We start from the raw sequence: 16,658 nt of genomic DNA, 5'->3' as shown, positions 1-16,658 counted from the left end.
GATTGGCATCCTTCAGACTTCGGCCTTGACGTTGGCGGGCATGGTCGACGCGTGCGCACTATGCAGCGGCTTTTTGCCTGCCAGCGTACGGAGCAGCACGTAGAACACCGGCGTCAGGATCAGACCGAAACCGGTCACACCGATCATGCCGAAGAACACGGCCACGCCCATGGCATGACGCATTTCCGAACCCGCACCGGTCGACGTCACCAGCGGCACCACACCCATGATGAACGCGATGGACGTCATCAGAATCGGGCGCAGACGCAGGCGGCTTGCCTCGATAGCGGCAGCGATTGCGGTACGGCCTTGCATTTCCAGTTCCCGGGCGAATTCCACGATCAGAATCGCGTTCTTCGCCGACAGCCCCACCAGCACCATCAAACCGATCTGCGTGAAGATGTTGTTATCGCCCCGTGTGAGCCAAACCCCGAACAGCGCAGACATGATGCTCATCGGCACGATCATGATCACGGCCAGTGGCAGCGTCAGGCTTTCGTACTGCGCGGCCAGCACCAGGAACACCAGCAGCACGGAGATCGGGAACACCCACAGCGCCGAATCGCCCGCGAGAATCTGCTGATACGTCAGGTCGGTCCATTCGAACTTCACACCGCGCGGCAGCGTTTCGGCCGCAATGCGTTCCACAGCGGCTTGCGCCTGACCCGACGAGTAACCCGGGGCTGGGCCGCCGTTGATGTCGGCCGCGGTGTAGCCGTTGTAACGCACCACCATTTCCGGACCGTACGTCGGCGAGACTTTCACCAGTGACGAGAGCGGCACCATGTCGCCATTGCCGTTGCGCGTCTTGAGCAGGCCGATGTCATCGGCGTGCGCACGGAACGGCGCGTCGGCTTGCACGCGAACCTGATACACGCGACCGAATTTATTGAAGTCGTTCACATACAGCGAGCCGAGGTAGATCTGCATCGTGTCGAATACGTCGGTGATCGGCACACCCAATTGCTTGGCCTTCACGCGGTCGAGATCCACATTCAGTTGCGGCACGTTGATCTGGTACGACGAGAACGTCGGGCCCAACTCCTTCGTCTGCGATGCCTTCTTGATGAATGCCTGCGTAGCGTCGTTCAAGGCTTCGTAGCCGAGCGCACCGCGGTCTTCGACCTGCAACTTGAAGCCGCCGAGCGTACCCAGACCCAGCACCGGCGGAGGCGGGAACACCGCGATGAACGAGTCCTTGTTCTTCGAATATTCGCCGTTGAGTTTCGCGGCGATGGCGGCGGCCGACAGTGATTTGTCCTTACGTTCGCTAAACGGCTTGAGCGTGACGAACACGATGCCTGCCGACGACGAATTGGTAAAGCCGTTGACCGACATGCCCGGGAACGCCACGGCACTCTTCACGCCAGGGGTCTTCAGGGCGATGGCCGACATGTCGCGGATCACCTTGTCGGTGCGGTCGAGCGACGCGCCGTTGGGCAACTGGGCAAACGCAATCAGATACTCCTTGTCCTGCGCCGGCACGAAGCCGCCCGGGACAACCTTACCCAGCAGTACCGTGATGCCGAGCAGCACCGCGAAGATCGCCATCATGACGGCCTTGCGGCCGATCACGCGGGTCACGCCCTGGCCGTACTTTTCCGAACCGCGATGGAACACGCGGTTGAACGCGCCGAAGAAGCCACCCAGATAACGGTTCATCTGACGCGTGAGCCAGTCCGGCTTGGCGTGATGGTCCTTGAGCAGCAGGGCGGCCATGGCCGGCGAGAGCGTGAGCGAGTTGAAGGCCGAGATCACCGTCGAGATGGCGATGGTCATGGCGAACTGCTTGTAGAACTGACCCGTGAGACCCGACATAAAGGCGAGCGGCACGAACACTGCCACCAGCGTGAGCGCAATCGCGATAATCGGACCGCTCACTTCCCGCATCGCCTGGTAGGTCGCCTCCTTCGGTGAAAGTCCGGCCGCGATGTTCCGTTCCACGTTTTCGACGACCACGATCGCATCGTCGACCACGATACCGATGGCGAGCACCATCCCGAACAGCGACAACGCGTTGATCGAGTAACCGAAGCCGAGCAGCAGGGCAAACGTGCCCACGATCGACACCGGCACGGCGAGCAGCGGAATGATCGACGCACGCCACGTTTGCAGGAACACGATCACCACCAGCACCACCAGGGCGATGGCTTCGAGCAGCGTGTGCACCACGGCGTTGATCGACGAGCGTACGAACTGCGTCGGGTCATACTCGATGCGGTATTCCACACCCGGCGGCATATCTTTCTGCAGATCGGCCATCGCTGCGCGGACATCGTCCGAGATTTGCAGCGAGTTCGCGCCCGGCGATTGGTTGATACCGAGGCCCACGGCCGGCTTGTTGTCGAGCAACGAGCGCAGGCTGTAGGACGAGGCGTCGAGCTGCACGCGGGCCACGTCGCTCAGATGCGTGACGGCGCCGTCCGGCGAAGTCTTCAGGATGATGTCGCGGAACTCTTCTTCCGTGTTCAATCGGCCGCGCGCATTCACGTTCAGTTGCAGCGGCGTATTCGGGCCGGCCGGCGTCGCGCCGATCACACCGGCGGCAACCTGCACGTTTTGCTCGCGAATGGCCTTCACCACGTCCGACGCGGTCAGGCCGCGCTGGGCGACCTTGGCTGGATCGAGCCACACACGCATCGAGTAGTCACCCGCCCCCCACAACTGCACTTCACCCACGCCCTTGATCCGCGAGAGGCGATCCTTGACGTTGATGAGCGCGTAGTTGCGCAGGTAGGTCATGTCGTAACGGTCGTTCGGCGAGATCAGGTGCACCACCATCGTGAGCGTGGGCGAGGACTTGATGGTCGTTACGCCAAGGCGCTGCACGTCGTCGGGCAGGCGCGGCAGCGCTTGCGAGACACGGTTCTGCACGAGTTGCTGCGCCTTGTCCGGGTCGGTGCCCAGACGGAAGGTCACGGTTGTGGTGAGGTTGCCGTCGCTGTTGGCCTGCGACTGCATGTACAGCATGTTTTCCACGCCGTTGATCTGCTCTTCGAGCGGCGAAGCCACCGTCTCGGCGATCACCTTCGGGTTCGCGCCGGGGTACTGGGCATGCACGACGACCGACGGCGGAACCACTTCCGGGTACTCCGAGATCGGCAACTGGAACACGGCGATCAAGCCGGCCAGTAGCGTGATGACCGAAAGAACCCCCGCAAAGATGGGTCGGTCGATAAAGAATTTTGAGATGTTCATGACGAAAGTCTGGGGTGTCGTTCAGCGTGCAATGAATACGTGTGCCTGCACGCGACTTACGAACGGTATGAACGGTATGCGCGTTACGAACACTGAGAACGTTAAGAACATTACGAACGCGACGCCGTCTTCGTCACCGCGCCCGTCTGGGCTGCGGCCGAACGTGTGGCGGCACCATCCTTGCTGCGAGTCTGCGAAGTCTTCTGTGTGGCGTTGGCGTTGTTTGCGGCCGGCGTGGCGGTTTTGCCCGCCGCATTGGCGGTGTCGCTGGCGGCGACCGCGGTGGCCGCCACATCATGGACGTCGCCGGTGTCGCCAGCCATCTTCACGGTCTTCGGCGAGACCGCGTCGCCCGGACGCACGCGTTGCAGACCGTTCACGACGATGCGTTCGCCATCCTTCAGACCTGCGGCGATCTCCACGAGACCGCCGTGGCGCTCGCCCAACTGAACTTCGCGGTACTGCACCTTGTTTTGCGGATCAACGACCATCACGAACTTCTTGCTCTGGTCCGTGCCGACAGCGGCTTCGTCCACGAGCAGCGCCGGATGGGGTTCGCCACCACCCACGCGAATGCGGGCGTACAACCCCGGCAGGAGCGCGCCGTCGGCGTTGTCGAAGCGCGCACGCACGCGGATCGTGCCCGACGTGGTGTCGAAGCGGTTATCCACGGAATACACGGTGCCCTTGCGCGAGTAGCCCGTTTCGTTGGCGAGGCCCAGATCGACGGGCACGCCGCTCGTTTTGGCCGTATCGCGCGAGAGATAACGCAGATAGGTCTGCTCGTCGACGTCGAACGCCGCGTAGATCGGCGAGACCGACACCACCGTGGTCAGCGCGGGCGATTGTGCGCCGGCCGACACGGTGTTGCCGACCGTAATCTCTGCACGCGACACCCGACCGGCGACCGGCGCCACGATCTGCGTGTAGCCCAGATTGATGCGCGCCGTCTCCAGCGCGGCCTTCGCCGCCTTCACGTTGGCTACGGCTTCCCGCGCGGCGTTTTCCTTCTGGTCGAAGTCCTTCTTCGCGATGGCGTTATCCGCAATCAGGCGCTGTGCACGGGCGAGGTCGGTGCTGGTGAAGACGTCACGGGCCTGCGCCGACGCGAGTTGCGCCGCTGCACGGTCCACTTCGGCCGCATACGGACGCGGGTCGATCGTAAAGAGGGCGTCACCCTTCTTCACGAGTTGACCGTCCTTGAAATGCACGGCGGTGATGGTGCCTGACACGAGCGGCTTGATATCGACGCGATCCACTGCGTCGAGCCGGCCGGAATAGCTCTGCCAGTCGGTCACGGTGCGCGAGATCACGTTGGCCACATCCACTTCCGCAGTCGGCATGACTTGGGCGGCGGGCGTGCTGGCGTCGACGCGCACGACGGTGAGCGTGCCGATGGCCAGGAGCGCTAGCGTAGCGGCGGCGGCAATGAGTACAGGTTTGCGAGCGAGGGTGGTCATTTTTGAAAGCTCCGGGATCGGATGGACTCACTGGGTAGAGCCGGCGGCGGGGGTGCCAGCCGGCGTGTCAGGAACGCGGCCACTTCCCGCAACGCGGCGGGCAGAGCGGCCAGGCCGTGGTGGGAAGCGCTGCGATGGCGCGTGACCTGTGTCGGCACGCCGGCCGCGATGAGTTCGGCAGCGTATTTTTCGGCTTCGACGTGCAGCAGGTCGTGTTCGGCAGATGCGATCAACGTGGGCGGCAGGCCCGCGAGACGGCGCGATTCGAGCGGTGCGGCATACGGATGCAAGCGCTGCGTGGCGTGCGGCAGGTAGGCGCGATAGCACCTGGAACACTCGTTCGCTTCGATATCGCTGGGCGTGCGGCCGTCGGCCAGGCGGGTCATGCTGGGGTCGAGCAGCGGGGCGAGCAGCACCTGTGCGGAAACGGCCACTTCGCCGCGATCGCGCGAGATCATCGTGAGTGCCGCAGCAATGTTGCCGCCGGCGTCGTGACCGACCACGGCCAACCGGCGCGGACTCGCGCCGTAGCGGCGGGCGTGGCGTTGCAGCCAGAGTGCGGCGCACCAGGCGTCTTCCGGCGCGGCAGGGAACGGGTGCTCCGGTGCGAGCGAATAGCCGACCGAGACGACCAGCGCCGGGACGTTCGAGGCCAGGTAGCGCGCGGCGACGTCGCCGTCGTCGAGCGACCCTTTGCAGAAGCCGCCGCCGTGGAAGTACAGCACGGTGGGCAGATGCGCCTCGAGCGGCACCACCACGCCGGGCTCGCCGGCATGCTCATAGTCCGCACCTGCGGCGGGGCTGGTGGGCCGGTAAAGGCGCAGCGTCACCGGGCCCACATGGCCGGCGATGCTCACCTCTTCGATGCGCAGTCCATCTTCGGTGCGGTGCGTTTGCCCCGGTTGTCCCGATCGCCCGGAATGCGACTTGGCGTTGGCTGACATATAACTTTGGGTTCGCGCGAGCGATACCCCTCTCATGACATTCGATGGAGCGAAGTCTAGAGGCCACGGACATCGGGATAAACGCCTATAATTTGGCAACACTGTTCGGCCAGCTCGACTAATCGGTGTCGGCCTTATGGGCATTGGCTTATGCCCCCGACCAATATGCATATGCGTGGGGGCGGGGACACAAAATGCCGGATCGGCCAGTGCAACAGTGCTTTTTGAATGGGGAAACATCATGGATCGCTTGCAAGCGATGCAGGTCTTCACACGAGTGGTCGAGGCAAACAGCTTTTCACGCGCGGCCGACAATCTCGGGTTGCCGCGCACCTCGGTGACCACGATTATTCAAAACCTCGAGGCACATCTGGGCACGCGACTGCTGCAACGCACGACTCGCCGGCTCAACCTGACGCCCGACGGCGCGGCCTATTACGAGCGCTGCCTGCGAATCCTCGCGGATATCGAGGAGACGGAATCGTCGTTCCGCGAGAGCAGCCAGCGCGTGCGCGGCAAGCTGCGCGTCGACATGCCGGGCTCGCTCGCCAAGCTTGTGGTGCTGCCGTCGTTATGCGAGTTTCACGACCGCTATCCGGAAATCGAACTCATGGTCGGCATGGGCGATAAGCCGGTCGATTTGATTCAGGAGGGGGTCGATTGCGTGTTGCGCGTCGGCACACTTCAGGATTCGAGCCTCGTCGCGCGGCGTGTGGGCTTGTTCCAGAGCTTGACGTGTGCGTCACCGGCGTATCTGGAGCGCATGGGCATGCCACATACGCTCGACGATCTGCAACGCCACACTGCGGTGCATTACTTCTCGAGTCGCACGGGACGCGTCATCGAAGAGCAGTTCCTCGTGGACGGCAAGGAAGTCGAAATCAATATGCAGGGCCCCATCGCCGTCAATGACGCCGAAGCCTATCTGCAACTGGGGCTCGGAGGCTTCGGCACGGTGCAATTGGCGCGCTTCATGGCGCTTCCGTATCTGCAATCCGGCCAACTGGTCGAGGTGCTGCATCAATGGAAACCGCCGCCCATGCCGATTTCGGCGGTGTATCCGCATAATCGTCATTTGTCGCCTAAGGTTCGCGTATTTGTCGACTTCATCGCCGAACTCTTCGAACGTTGTCCGTTGCTGCAAGGGCTCGACGAAACTGCCGTGCAGTGCAAGCCGACGGTGGCGGCAACCGGCGCCGATGGCCGTTGGGCATCGTACGGCACTGAAATGGCGCCGCAGGAGGTGGTGGTTTGACGGCGATACCGGCTGCGCGAGTTCGCCTCGCAACGCCGGACGATGCGCCCGCACTGCCGCTTATCGAGCGCAGTGCGGGCGCATTGTTTTGTGCGTTGCCGGATCTGGCCTGGCTGGCGGACAGTGACGGGACGCCGCTGGCAAGGCACTGTGAGTTGATCGGGCAGGGCTCGGCGTGGGTGGCCGTCGATCAGGGCGACGCGCCGGTCGCATTTCTCGAGGCCGAAATCTTCGGCGACGAATTGCATGTGTGGGAGATGTCGGTGCACCGCGATTGGCAGTCGCGTGGACTGGGGCGGTCGCTGCTCACGGCAGCCATCGAGCATTCGATACGCGCAGGGTTGGCGGCGCTGACGCTGACGACGTTTCGCGACGTGCCCTGGAACGCGCCGTTCTACGCACGGCTGGGCTTTGCCCCGATAGCCGGCACAGCCCTGAGCGAGCGACTCAGGCGGGTGCTGGCGGACGAGGCTGCCGCCGGGCTGCCGGTGGCGCGGCGTTGGGCAATGCAGCGGGGGCTGGGGGCGCCACAGAATTCGGAAAAAATCGTACGCCAAGGGTGAGAGGTGGTCATTACTCAACCTCAGTACCGCCCCGACAGAGCGTACAGCCGCCGACCACGCTGGCCGCCAGCGTGCGCGCGGTGTATCCAGCCAGTGAGTCATCCGGCATGCTGTCGAGCTGGCTGGAACACCTGTCTCCCACAACACCAGCAATACTTGACGTGGTGCTGGACATGCAGGGGTACCGGCATCGCATGCCGGTGCGTTGTCTGACATGCCGCCGAGTCCGCTTCAACACCCGTCTCGCCCCTCCACAGCAGCAATACTTGAAGGGGCGTTGGACCTGCAAGACGAATTGGCTTTGCATAGCAGTGCGTTCTCTGGCATGCCGTCGACCTCGGCCCACCGACCGCCGCAACCCGAAACTCAGGAAACGCATGCCAGCGGTAGCGATCGAAAGCGCGTGGCGCCACAGGACGCAGGCACTCGCAGCGATGCTGATTTAATGCCTCCGCCCATCCAAATCCCCCGCAAAGAAACTGACACGGGGCGCGGAGGAACGGCGGTCACCACCGAGATGCGGCGGGAATGGCAGCGCCTCGGCAAGCAGGGGGTTGGCAAGGCGGGCGGGTTTGCCGGCGTGGCCAGGCAGTACAGCATCGCGACTGGCACGCTGAACCGTTATCTTCGTGTAGACGGCACGCTGTCGAAGCGCGCCGAGGACCGGCTCAATCCGCCGGGCTCGGAACTCACCCTCGAAATGTTGCGGGAGTGGAAGGCCCTCGGCCAGGCGGGGATTGAGGCTGCGGGTGGATTCGACGGCGTGGCCAGGCGGGACAATGTCCCGGCTGCGGCACTGAGAAGATATCTTCGTGCCGACGGCAGCCTCACCCCATTCGGCGAGAACCGGCTCCGCAAAGCTGGCACGCGGCCTATGTGAACGGCAGGCGCTGTACTGCAAGCCCAGCACGAGCCGACGCAACGCGCAGCACAAAGTCTGGCCGTACCTGCTGCGCGGCATGAGGATCGACCGGGCTAACCGGGTCTGGGCGCTGGACACGAGCTGGCATTGTCACGTTGGCGTGGAGTTCGCGTAACATGAAGCGATGAGAAAATCGAAATCGCTTTATGATGGCGACCGTTTCCCTTCGTCAGTCATCAGCCATGCGGTGCGTTGGTACTTCCGGTTCCAGCTCAGTCTGCGCGACATCGAAGAGTTGCTGTTCGAGCGCGGAGTGGCAGTCAGCTATGAGACGATCCGCCGCTGGTGCGAGAAGTTGGCGCAGGCTTTGCGCACAGGGCGAAAGCGGCGCGCCGTAAGCCGGGGGACACGTGGCACCTCGATGAGATGTTCGTGAGCCTGCGTGGTCAACCGTACCTGCTGTGGCGCGCCGTCGACGAGCACGGCGCGCAACTGGACATCCTGCTGCAGAAGCGGCGCGACAAGGCGGCGCCAAACGTTTCTTCAAGCGCGTGCTGCGCTCGAACCCGGTGCCACGCAAGATCGTTCCCGATCAACTTCGCAGCTATGCGGCGGCCAAAGCCGATATCCCGGATTTGGTCAACGTCAGGCATGTGTTCGTCAAAGCCGCGGCCCGAGTCAACAACCGCGCTGAGCACGTGCGAAGCAACTCGTCGTAGTAGGCGAAGATTCCTCGAGGGTGTGTAGAGCTTGCCATCAATCGAGCGGCGCAAAGCGCCCGGATGAACCGGCCCGGCTGGCGACGCGATGACAAAGGGAGAGGGAACGCACGGAAAGTCTGGGACCGAACGCGATGTTGGGGGGCCGAATGCAGTCATCAAATGAGACTGCTTAGCATTTCATTTCGAATTCAGGTCCGCGGCGCTCACTCCTCGGGGGGCACCACGGAAACTACGAAGTCGTAAGCCTGCGCGCTGGTATAGGTCACCATCAGATTACCAGCGTTATCCTCGTATAACGTCGGGGAACAACGGTCGCTTATATGGTCTATGTCAGTCGTTGGCCCGCCGACGAGCGAGGGCTGTGACCACTTCCCGCCGTACATTACGTACCAGATGGAAGGGCCGTCTTTGTTATGGTACGCGACGTAGAGCATGTCGTCGCGAACGGCCGCAGAGGGGGAGTTGCGCATGGAAACGCCGGGGACCTGCGATTGAGGCGACCAATTCTTCCCGTCTGACGTCGTCGTATACCAAAGGCTGGAGCCATCGGTACCTTGAAAAAACAGGTAAAGAACGTTGTTGAAAACAGCCATCGCGGGCGAACCATTCAGCTTAACGCCGGAGATGTTCGTGTCCTGAGACCAAGCTTTCCCATCGAATACCGTATACCAAAGAGTGTTCGCAGTACCTATAGTGTCGGAGCCCTGATGCGCCAGATACAGGTTTCCATTGAATACGGCCATCCCCGGAGATTCATTCAAAGAAACGTTGGGGATGATAGTTTCTAACGACCAGCTCGTCCCATCGTATGTCGTGTGCCAAAGCACGTGGTCGGTACCGGAGGTCTGATGCGTCAGGTGTACCACCCCGTTGAAAACGGCCATCGCGGGGTAACCATTAAGGAACGCCAAGAGTGCTTGGGTCGTTTGCTTATCCCCATACACGACATTGAGTGCCTGATTCCCGGTGCAGTCCGCATACGCCTGGATCAAGTTCGAATTATAGATGACGGAGGCAACCGTCGGATCCACGGATGGGGGCACAGACTCGGAAGGCGCCACGGAACACTCGACGTCGAAACCGGACGCATCGGGATAGGCCACCATAAGATGGTTAGTGATGGTATCCAGGTACAACGCGGGGGAGCTCCCGTCGGCAATGGGGCGTTCCGAAGCTTGCCCCCCGACGGTCGAGGGTGACGACCAGTCCGCTAGCTCGTTTCCATTGTATGTTGAGTAACCGATGCTCGCATCATCGCTATTATGGTATGCCACGTAAAGGAGACCGTCGCGAACGGCCGCTGAGGGAGAATTGCGCATGGAAACGCCTTGGACCTGCGCTTGAGACGACCAATTCGTCCCGTCCGTCGTCGTCGTGTACCAAAGGTAACCGTCGACACTTTGAAAAAACAAGTAAAGCGTGCTGTCGAAAACGGCCATCGCGGGCGAGCCATTCAATTGAACGCCGGGGATATTTTTGTCCTGCGACCAGGCCCTGCCGTTAGTTACGGTATACCAAAGCGTATTCGCAGTATTTGTACTGTCGGAGCCCTGATGTGCCACATACAGGTTTCCATTAAATACGGCCATCCCCGGAGATTCATTCATATAAACATTGGGGACCTGGGTGTCTTCTGACCAGTTCGTCCCATCGAATGTCATGTGCCAAAGCGTGTGATTGGTACTTGAGGCTTGATGCGTCAGGTGCACCACCCCATTGTACATGGCCATCGCGGGATAACCATTAAGGGACGCAGAGAGTGTGGGGGGCAGGTGATCCGGGTCTTCATTTCCATAATCGACATCAAGCTGTTTATTCCCGGAGCGGTCCGCATACGCCAGGATGTAGAATTTCGGGACGTATGAGATGGCGGCATAAGTCAGATCTACGGATTGATCTATGGATGCAGTCTGATCATTCTTGGTCATAAAGCAGTCCTCATGGTCCGGTTGGCGGGGGGGGGGGGGGGGCGACGCCGCGAATCGTCAAGCAGACTATGTCGATTTCCTGTTCCCCGATTCGCGTTCCGCTTTCTGCTTTTCGCAACAAATCATTATTCAACCACGCCCGACGAGACAGGGCTCAAGCATCCGCGATTCCGCAAATGGCACAACCCTGAACAGTCGTACTAGGGCGTGGCGGCATTTAGCGCAGGCGCGTAACGTCGTGGTGCGTCGGCCGCGCCGCTTGGGCCGCCGACGCATTGCCTGGCGCCGAACCACCAGTGGGCCACACCCGCCGGTCATAGCCAACTATTCGAACTATTAGTATCCAGGTTCTGCTGCAGTAACCCAGCGTGTGGGAGTGGCCGCATCAAGCCGAGCGGCTCGGTATTCAACAGGCCAAGCTACTGAATTGCTTGGCGAAGGACGTGTGTTGTCCGTTGTTCACCGTGGCATAAAGACTGGCGAGGTAAGCCTTAGCCTGCGGTGGTCCACCGGCAAGGAATGACGGCATTGTTTCGACGCTGACGCCAGGATGGTCGGCGCCGTATCCAAGGGTCTCCGCATTCAGTTGTTCGATGTACTGCGGAAACCGGCTGTCGTAGTCGTCCACGCTATGAATGGCTTGTGGCGGGTTCGAGCCACTCAGCAACTCGGCTGCGTCCTGCTCCCCCTTCTCAACCAGGGTGGGCGCAACTTGCGCACGAAGTCATAGTAGGTTGGTGGCAGAGCCATTTCAGCGGTCCTCTCGGGTATGCCACAGCCGCAGCACGTAGATGATCGAACCCTGAATTTCGTAGCGAATCTCGTACTCCCCGACCAGAATTCGCCGTACCCCGCGCGGCTCGAATTGAAACAGTTGCTCGCCGATGCGTGGGTTGGTCAGCAGAATGGTCGGGGCCCTGGTCAGCGCCTGCACCGCTCGCGCGGCGGCGGGTTTGTTCACCAGAGCCAGGAATGCATACAAGCGCGCCAAATCGGCAAGCGCCTTGCTGGTCCACTTCAGCTCCATCAACGCGGCACCGGCAGTGGCTTGTCGGTGCCAAGGCTATCCGCCCAAGCTTGCACGGCCTGGTGGTCGATGACGTGGCCGGCGTCTACGTCAGCCAGCGCTTCTTGGGTCAGTCGGTCGCGCTCCTCTTCCTGAGCGATCCAGGCGGAAAGCGCCTGTTTCATAATCCATCCGCGCGAGCGTTCAAGCCGTGAAGCGATCTGATCCACCTTGTCGGCTAGCGAAAGCGGTACGTGTGCGGTCAGCACTTTGGTTGCTGCTGTCATGTTGCACCTCCTGTCGGAACTTGATCTTGCCGGAGCCGGCAACGCTGTGGTCACGGTGCGGCGGATTGCCTCGCACCAGGATGTCACCGGAGCCGGCGATTTCGACTTCCAGGTGTGCGACTTGCCCATAGGCGGTGATGTCGCCTGAGCCTTCGATTTCGAGGTCCAAACCAGCTTGCCGCAGATCGAGCAGGGTGACGTCGCCGCTACCCTTGATCTTGACGGCCGGTGCCTCGGGCAGTGCGACGCCCACGACCACCTTGCCTTGGCTGATGCTCGTACCCATCGGCTTGCCGTTCACGATGTCGCCCATCACGAACGACCCGACCGAGCCGTGGAACGTCATGTGACTGTTGCCGAAGCTGATGGTCATGCCTTCTCGTTCGATCACCAGCTTTCCGCCGTTGACGTAGGTCTTGACCGACGCCACCGCGTCGGCCATCTCACCGGCCACGATAAGCATCGGTTTGTCGCAGCGTCGGAACACCACATCGACCGCCCCTTTGACGACGATCTTGCGGATCAGCTGGAGCGGCCGTTCCTCCTTGACGTAGTTCTCAATGCGCTCCCAGGCCGAGTCCTTTTGGTCGCTCGTCGCGGGTGGGCGGAAGATGTCCATCGGGTGCGATCCTTTCCGATGAGTTTCGATATTTTACCGATCGTAGTGATTAACATTGAATCGGTCAAGCAAAGTGTCAGACTGAGCCATACCCCAGTTTGACGTCAGCCTTGTCGATTCCCCGGCGTCAGCATAGAGTTGCATCCGGTTTTAATTGACGCATGCGAATGAGGGTTATAGATTTCAGCCTGACACATCAGCCCCCAGGAGAGCATCTTGCACGGTCAGCGCATCGGCTATATCCGCGTCAGCAGCCTCGACCAGAATCCGGAACGGCAACTCGAACATGTCCCCTTGGACAAGGTATTCACCGACAAGGCGTCGGGCAAGGATACTCGGCGCCCGCAGCTCTGACATTCGTGCGCGATGGCGACACGGTGGTGGTGCACAGTATGGACCGCCTGGCGCGCAACCTGGACGATCTGCGCCGCCTGGTGCAGGGTCTCACCCAGCGCGGCGTGCGTATCGAGTTCGTCAAAGAGTGCCTGACCTTCACCGGCGAGGACTCGCCGATGGCGAACCTGTTGCTCTCGGTAATGGGTGCGTTTGCCGAGTTCGAGCGCGCGCTCATCCGCGAGCGACAGCGCGAGGGCATCGCGCTAGCCCGGCAGAGAGGGGCTTACCGGGGCCGGAAGAAGGCGCTCGCGCCGGAGCGCGCGGCTGAACTGCGGCGCAGGGCCGCCGCCGGCGAGAAGAAGGCGCAGCTTGCCCGCGAGTTCGGCATCAGCCGCGAAACCCTTTATCAATATCTGAAAACGGACGACTGACGATGCCCCGCCGTTCGATCTTGTCTACCGCCGAGCGCGAGAGCCTGCTGGCCCTGCCCGACAGCGAAGATGACCTTATCCGTCACTACACACTGAGCGAAGCCGACCTGTCGCTGATCCGCCTGCGCCGGGGTAACGCCAACCGCCTGGGCGTCGCGGTGCAGTTGTGCCTGCTGCGCTTCCCTGGCCAAGGGCTTGCCCCCGATGCTGCCGTGCCGACGCTATTGCTGCAATGGATCGGACGGCAACTACGGCTCGACCCGGCATGCTGGCCGCAGTACGCGCAGCGCAAAGAAACCCGGCGCGAACACCTGCTCGAACTGCGGGCATATCTGGGCATGGAGCCGTTCAGCCTAGCGCACTACCGGCAAGCCGTCCATGCCACGATCGAAGTGGCCTTGCAGACCGACAAAGGCGTCGTGCTGGCCGGCAGTGTCCTCGACTCACTGCGTCACCGCCACATCATCCTGCCGGCGCTGGATGTCATCGAGCGCATTTGTGCCGAAGCGATCACCCGCGCCAACCGGCGGCATCTACGATACCCTGGACGACCAGTTATCCGACGTGCACTGTGGCCGCCTCGACGACCTGCTCAAGCGCCGCGGCAACGGCACGACAAGCTGGCTGACCTGGCTGCGCCAGTCACCCATCAAGCCGAACTCGCGGCACATGCTGGAGCACATCGAGCGCCTCAAAGTGTGGCAAGCGCTCGACCTGCCTTCCGGCATCGAGCGGCTGGTTCACCAGAACCGGCTGCTCAAGATCGCTCGCGAAGGCGGTCAGATGACACCCGCGGACCTGGCCAAGTTCGAGCCGCGGCGCCGTTATGCCACTCTGGTGGCGCTCGCCATCGAGGGCACGGCTACGGTCACTGACGAAATCATCGACCTGCACGATCGCATCATCGGCAAGCTGTTCAATGATGCCAGAAAGAAGCACCAGAAGCAGTTCCAGGCATCCGGGAAAGCGATCAACGCCAAGGTACGGCTGTTCAGCCGCATTGGACAGGCGCTGATCGAGGCCAAACAGTCGGGCCGCGACCCGTTCGCCGCGATCGAAACCGTGATGCCCTGGGATGCCTTCGCCGAGAGCGTCACCGAGGTGTAGAAGCTCGCACAGCCCGAGGACTTCGATTTTCTGCACCGCATCGGCGAGAGCTACGCCACGCTGCGTCGCTACGCGCCCGCCTTCCTTGACGTGCTCAAGCTGCGGGCTGCGCCCGCCGCCAGGGACGTGCTCGATGCCATCGAGGTGCTGCGCGGCATGAACGGCGACAACGCCCGCAAGGTGCCCGCCGACGCGCCGACCGGGTTCATCAAGCCGCGCTGGCAGAAGCTGGTGATGACCGACACCGGCATCGACCGACGTTACTACGCACTATGCGCGCTGTCCGAGTTGAAGAACTCGTTGCGCTCCGGCGACATCTGGGTGCAGGGCTCACGTCAGTTCAAGGACTTCGAGGACTATCTGATGCCGTCCGAGAAATTCAGCAGCCTCCGGTTGGGCGGCGAATTGCCGCTGGCTGTGACCACCGACTGCGACCGGTACCTGCACGAGCGACTCACGCTGCTGGAGACGCAACTCGCTACCGTCAACCGTATGGCACAGGCCAACGAGTTGCCGGATGCCATCATTACCGCGTCGGGTCTGAAAATCACACCGCTCGACGCGGCCGTGCCCGACACCGCGCAGGCGCTGATCGACCAGACTGCGATGGTCCTGCCGCATGTCAAGATCACCGAACTGCTGCTCGAAGTCGATGAGTGGACAGGCTTCACCCGCCATTTCACGCACCTGAAGTCGGGCGACCTCGCCAGAGACAAAAACCTGCTGCTGACCACGATCCTGGCCGACGCCATCAACCTGGGCCTGACCAAGATGGCCGAATCGTGTCCCGGTACGACCTACGCCAAGCTGGCATGGCTGCAAGCCTGGCACATCCGAGACGAAACCTACTCGACAGCACTGGCGGAACTAGTCAACGCACAGTTCCGGCATCCCTTCGCCGGGCACTGGGGTGATGGCACCACCTCATCGTCGGACGGCCAGAACTTCCGCACGGGCGGCAAGGCCGAGAGCACCTGCCACATCAACCCGAAATACGGCAGCAGCCCCGGTAGAACGTTCTACACTCACATCTCCGACCAGTACGCGCCGTTCCACACCAAGGTCGTGAACGTCGGCGTGCGCGATTCGACCTACGTGCTCGACGGCCTGCTGTATCACGAATCCGATTTGCGTATCGAGGAACACTATACCGATACGGCGGGCTTCACCGATCACGTCTTCGCACTGATGCACCTGTTGGGCTTCCGCTTCGCACCGCGAATCCGCGACCTGGGCGACACCAAGCTCTATATTCCGAAGGGCGATGCTGCTTATGATGCGCTCAAGCCGATGCTCAGCAATGAGCGGCTGAACATCAAAGCCATTCGTGCCCACTGGGATGAAATCCTGCGGCTGGCCACCTCGATCCGGCAGGGCACGGTGACCCGCTTCGCTAATGCTCCGAAAGCTCGGCAGCTTATCCGCGCCAGAACGGCCTGGCCGTCGCGCTGCGCGAGCTGGGCCGCATCGAGCGCGCACTGTTCATCCTGGACTGGCTGCAAAGTGTCGAACTGCGTCGCCGCGTGAATACCGGACTGAACAAGGGCGAAGCCCGCAACGCGCTGGTCCGCGCCGTATTCTTCAACCGGTTGGGCGAAATCCGCGACCGCAGTTTCGAGCAGCAGCGCTACTGGGCCAGCGGCCTCAATCTCGTGACGGCAGCCATCATGTTGTGGAATACCGTCTACTCGGAACGGGCCGTGAACGCGTTGCGTAGCCATTGCCACGTCGTTGATGACGCCCTGTTGCAGTATCTGTCGCCGCTCGGCTGGGAGCACATCAACCTGACCGGTGATTACCTGTGGCGCAGCAGCGCGAGGATCGGCTCCGGCAAGTTTCGGCCGCTACGCCCACTGCAACCGGCTTAGCGTATCTATGGACTCCACCCGTTTTGCAAGGGACGATCGTCGATGACCAACGGGTAAAGATTGCGCGTATCT

Annotated in this window: 11 protein-coding genes and 3 pseudogenes; 6 read left to right on the top strand and 8 right to left on the bottom strand. The window is 61.9% G+C overall.

The annotated features are described in order from the left end of the window. Positions 1 to 12 precede the first annotated feature (12 nt). The 3 genes from PHO31112_RS24765 to PHO31112_RS24755 all read right to left on the bottom strand — a co-directional run bounded on the left by PHO31112_RS24765 (position 13) and on the right by PHO31112_RS24755 (position 5,602). Positions 13 to 3,198 (bottom strand): efflux RND transporter permease subunit, encoded by a 3,186-nt coding sequence (locus PHO31112_RS24765; RefSeq protein ID WP_150624071.1) that lies wholly within the window; start codon positions 3,196 to 3,198, stop codon positions 13 to 15. A 110-nt stretch (positions 3,199 to 3,308) separates the two neighbouring features. Continuing rightward, positions 3,309 to 4,658 (bottom strand): efflux RND transporter periplasmic adaptor subunit, encoded by a 1,350-nt coding sequence (locus PHO31112_RS24760; RefSeq protein ID WP_150624068.1) that lies wholly within the window; start codon positions 4,656 to 4,658, stop codon positions 3,309 to 3,311. Beyond that, positions 4,655 to 5,602: an alpha/beta hydrolase gene (locus tag PHO31112_RS24755; protein WP_150624066.1), complete on the bottom strand. Its 948-nt coding sequence runs from the start codon at positions 5,600 to 5,602 to the stop codon at positions 4,655 to 4,657. The genes PHO31112_RS24760 and PHO31112_RS24755 overlap by 4 nt, the downstream gene beginning before the upstream one ends. A 241-nt stretch (positions 5,603 to 5,843) precedes the next feature. Here PHO31112_RS24755 and PHO31112_RS24750 point away from each other — a divergent pair, with 241 nt between their 5' ends. From PHO31112_RS24750 to PHO31112_RS24735, 4 genes and pseudogenes are all read left to right on the top strand, one after another. After that, a complete protein-coding gene (locus PHO31112_RS24750; RefSeq protein ID WP_150624064.1) occupies positions 5,844 to 6,857 on the top strand; it encodes a LysR family transcriptional regulator in 1,014 nt (337 codons plus the stop codon). After that, entirely contained in the window at positions 6,854 to 7,420 is a 567-nt protein-coding gene (locus PHO31112_RS24745) for a GNAT family N-acetyltransferase (protein ID WP_150624063.1), read from the top strand. Before PHO31112_RS24750 ends, PHO31112_RS24745 begins: the two co-directional genes overlap by 4 nt. Before the next feature lie 517 nt (positions 7,421 to 7,937). After that, complete coding sequence (locus tag PHO31112_RS24740) at positions 7,938 to 8,300, top strand: hypothetical protein (protein ID WP_150624061.1); 363 nt, start codon at positions 7,938 to 7,940, stop codon at positions 8,298 to 8,300. A gap of 166 nt (positions 8,301 to 8,466) precedes the next feature. Further along, a pseudogene (locus tag PHO31112_RS24735) lies at positions 8,467 to 8,980 on the top strand (IS6 family transposase); the annotation flags it as partial. Between the two features lie 227 nt (positions 8,981 to 9,207). On the opposite strand, the gene PHO31112_RS24730 reads toward PHO31112_RS24735, so the two are convergent. From PHO31112_RS24730 to PHO31112_RS24710, 5 genes are all read right to left on the bottom strand, one after another. Then, positions 9,208 to 10,932 carry a DUF8189 domain-containing protein gene (locus PHO31112_RS24730; RefSeq protein ID WP_150624059.1) on the bottom strand — a complete coding sequence of 575 codons (1,725 nt, stop codon included), beginning with the start codon at positions 10,930 to 10,932 and terminating at the stop codon, positions 9,208 to 9,210. Between the two features lie 406 nt (positions 10,933 to 11,338). After that, positions 11,339 to 11,560: a hypothetical protein gene (locus PHO31112_RS24725; RefSeq protein WP_150624057.1), complete on the bottom strand. Its 222-nt coding sequence runs from the start codon at positions 11,558 to 11,560 to the stop codon at positions 11,339 to 11,341. 123 nt (positions 11,561 to 11,683) lie between these two features. Next, positions 11,684 to 11,959 (bottom strand): type II toxin-antitoxin system RelE/ParE family toxin, encoded by a 276-nt coding sequence (locus PHO31112_RS24720; RefSeq protein ID WP_150624055.1) that lies wholly within the window; start codon positions 11,957 to 11,959, stop codon positions 11,684 to 11,686. Beyond that, entirely contained in the window at positions 11,959 to 12,225 is a 267-nt protein-coding gene (locus PHO31112_RS24715) for a CopG family ribbon-helix-helix protein (RefSeq protein WP_150624053.1), read from the bottom strand. Before PHO31112_RS24715 ends, PHO31112_RS24720 begins: the two co-directional genes overlap by 1 nt. Continuing rightward, positions 12,143 to 12,844 carry a GIN domain-containing protein gene (locus PHO31112_RS24710; RefSeq protein ID WP_150624051.1) on the bottom strand — a complete coding sequence of 234 codons (702 nt, stop codon included), beginning with the start codon at positions 12,842 to 12,844 and terminating at the stop codon, positions 12,143 to 12,145. Before PHO31112_RS24710 ends, PHO31112_RS24715 begins: the two co-directional genes overlap by 83 nt. Positions 12,845 to 13,060: 216 nt before the next feature. Here PHO31112_RS24710 and PHO31112_RS24705 point away from each other — a divergent pair. Beyond that, a pseudogene (locus PHO31112_RS24705) lies at positions 13,061 to 13,611 on the top strand (recombinase family protein). Positions 13,612 to 13,613: 2 nt separating this feature from the next. Continuing rightward, positions 13,614 to 16,586, top strand: a pseudogene (locus PHO31112_RS27990) (Tn3 family transposase). Positions 16,587 to 16,658 lie beyond the last annotated feature (72 nt).

Source organism: Pandoraea horticolens (assembly GCF_902459555.1).
Classification (GTDB): Bacteria; Pseudomonadota; Gammaproteobacteria; order Burkholderiales; family Burkholderiaceae; genus Pandoraea; species Pandoraea horticolens.
Note: the sequence above shows the minus strand (reverse complement) of the source record. Positions and strands in the feature narration are given on the sequence as shown.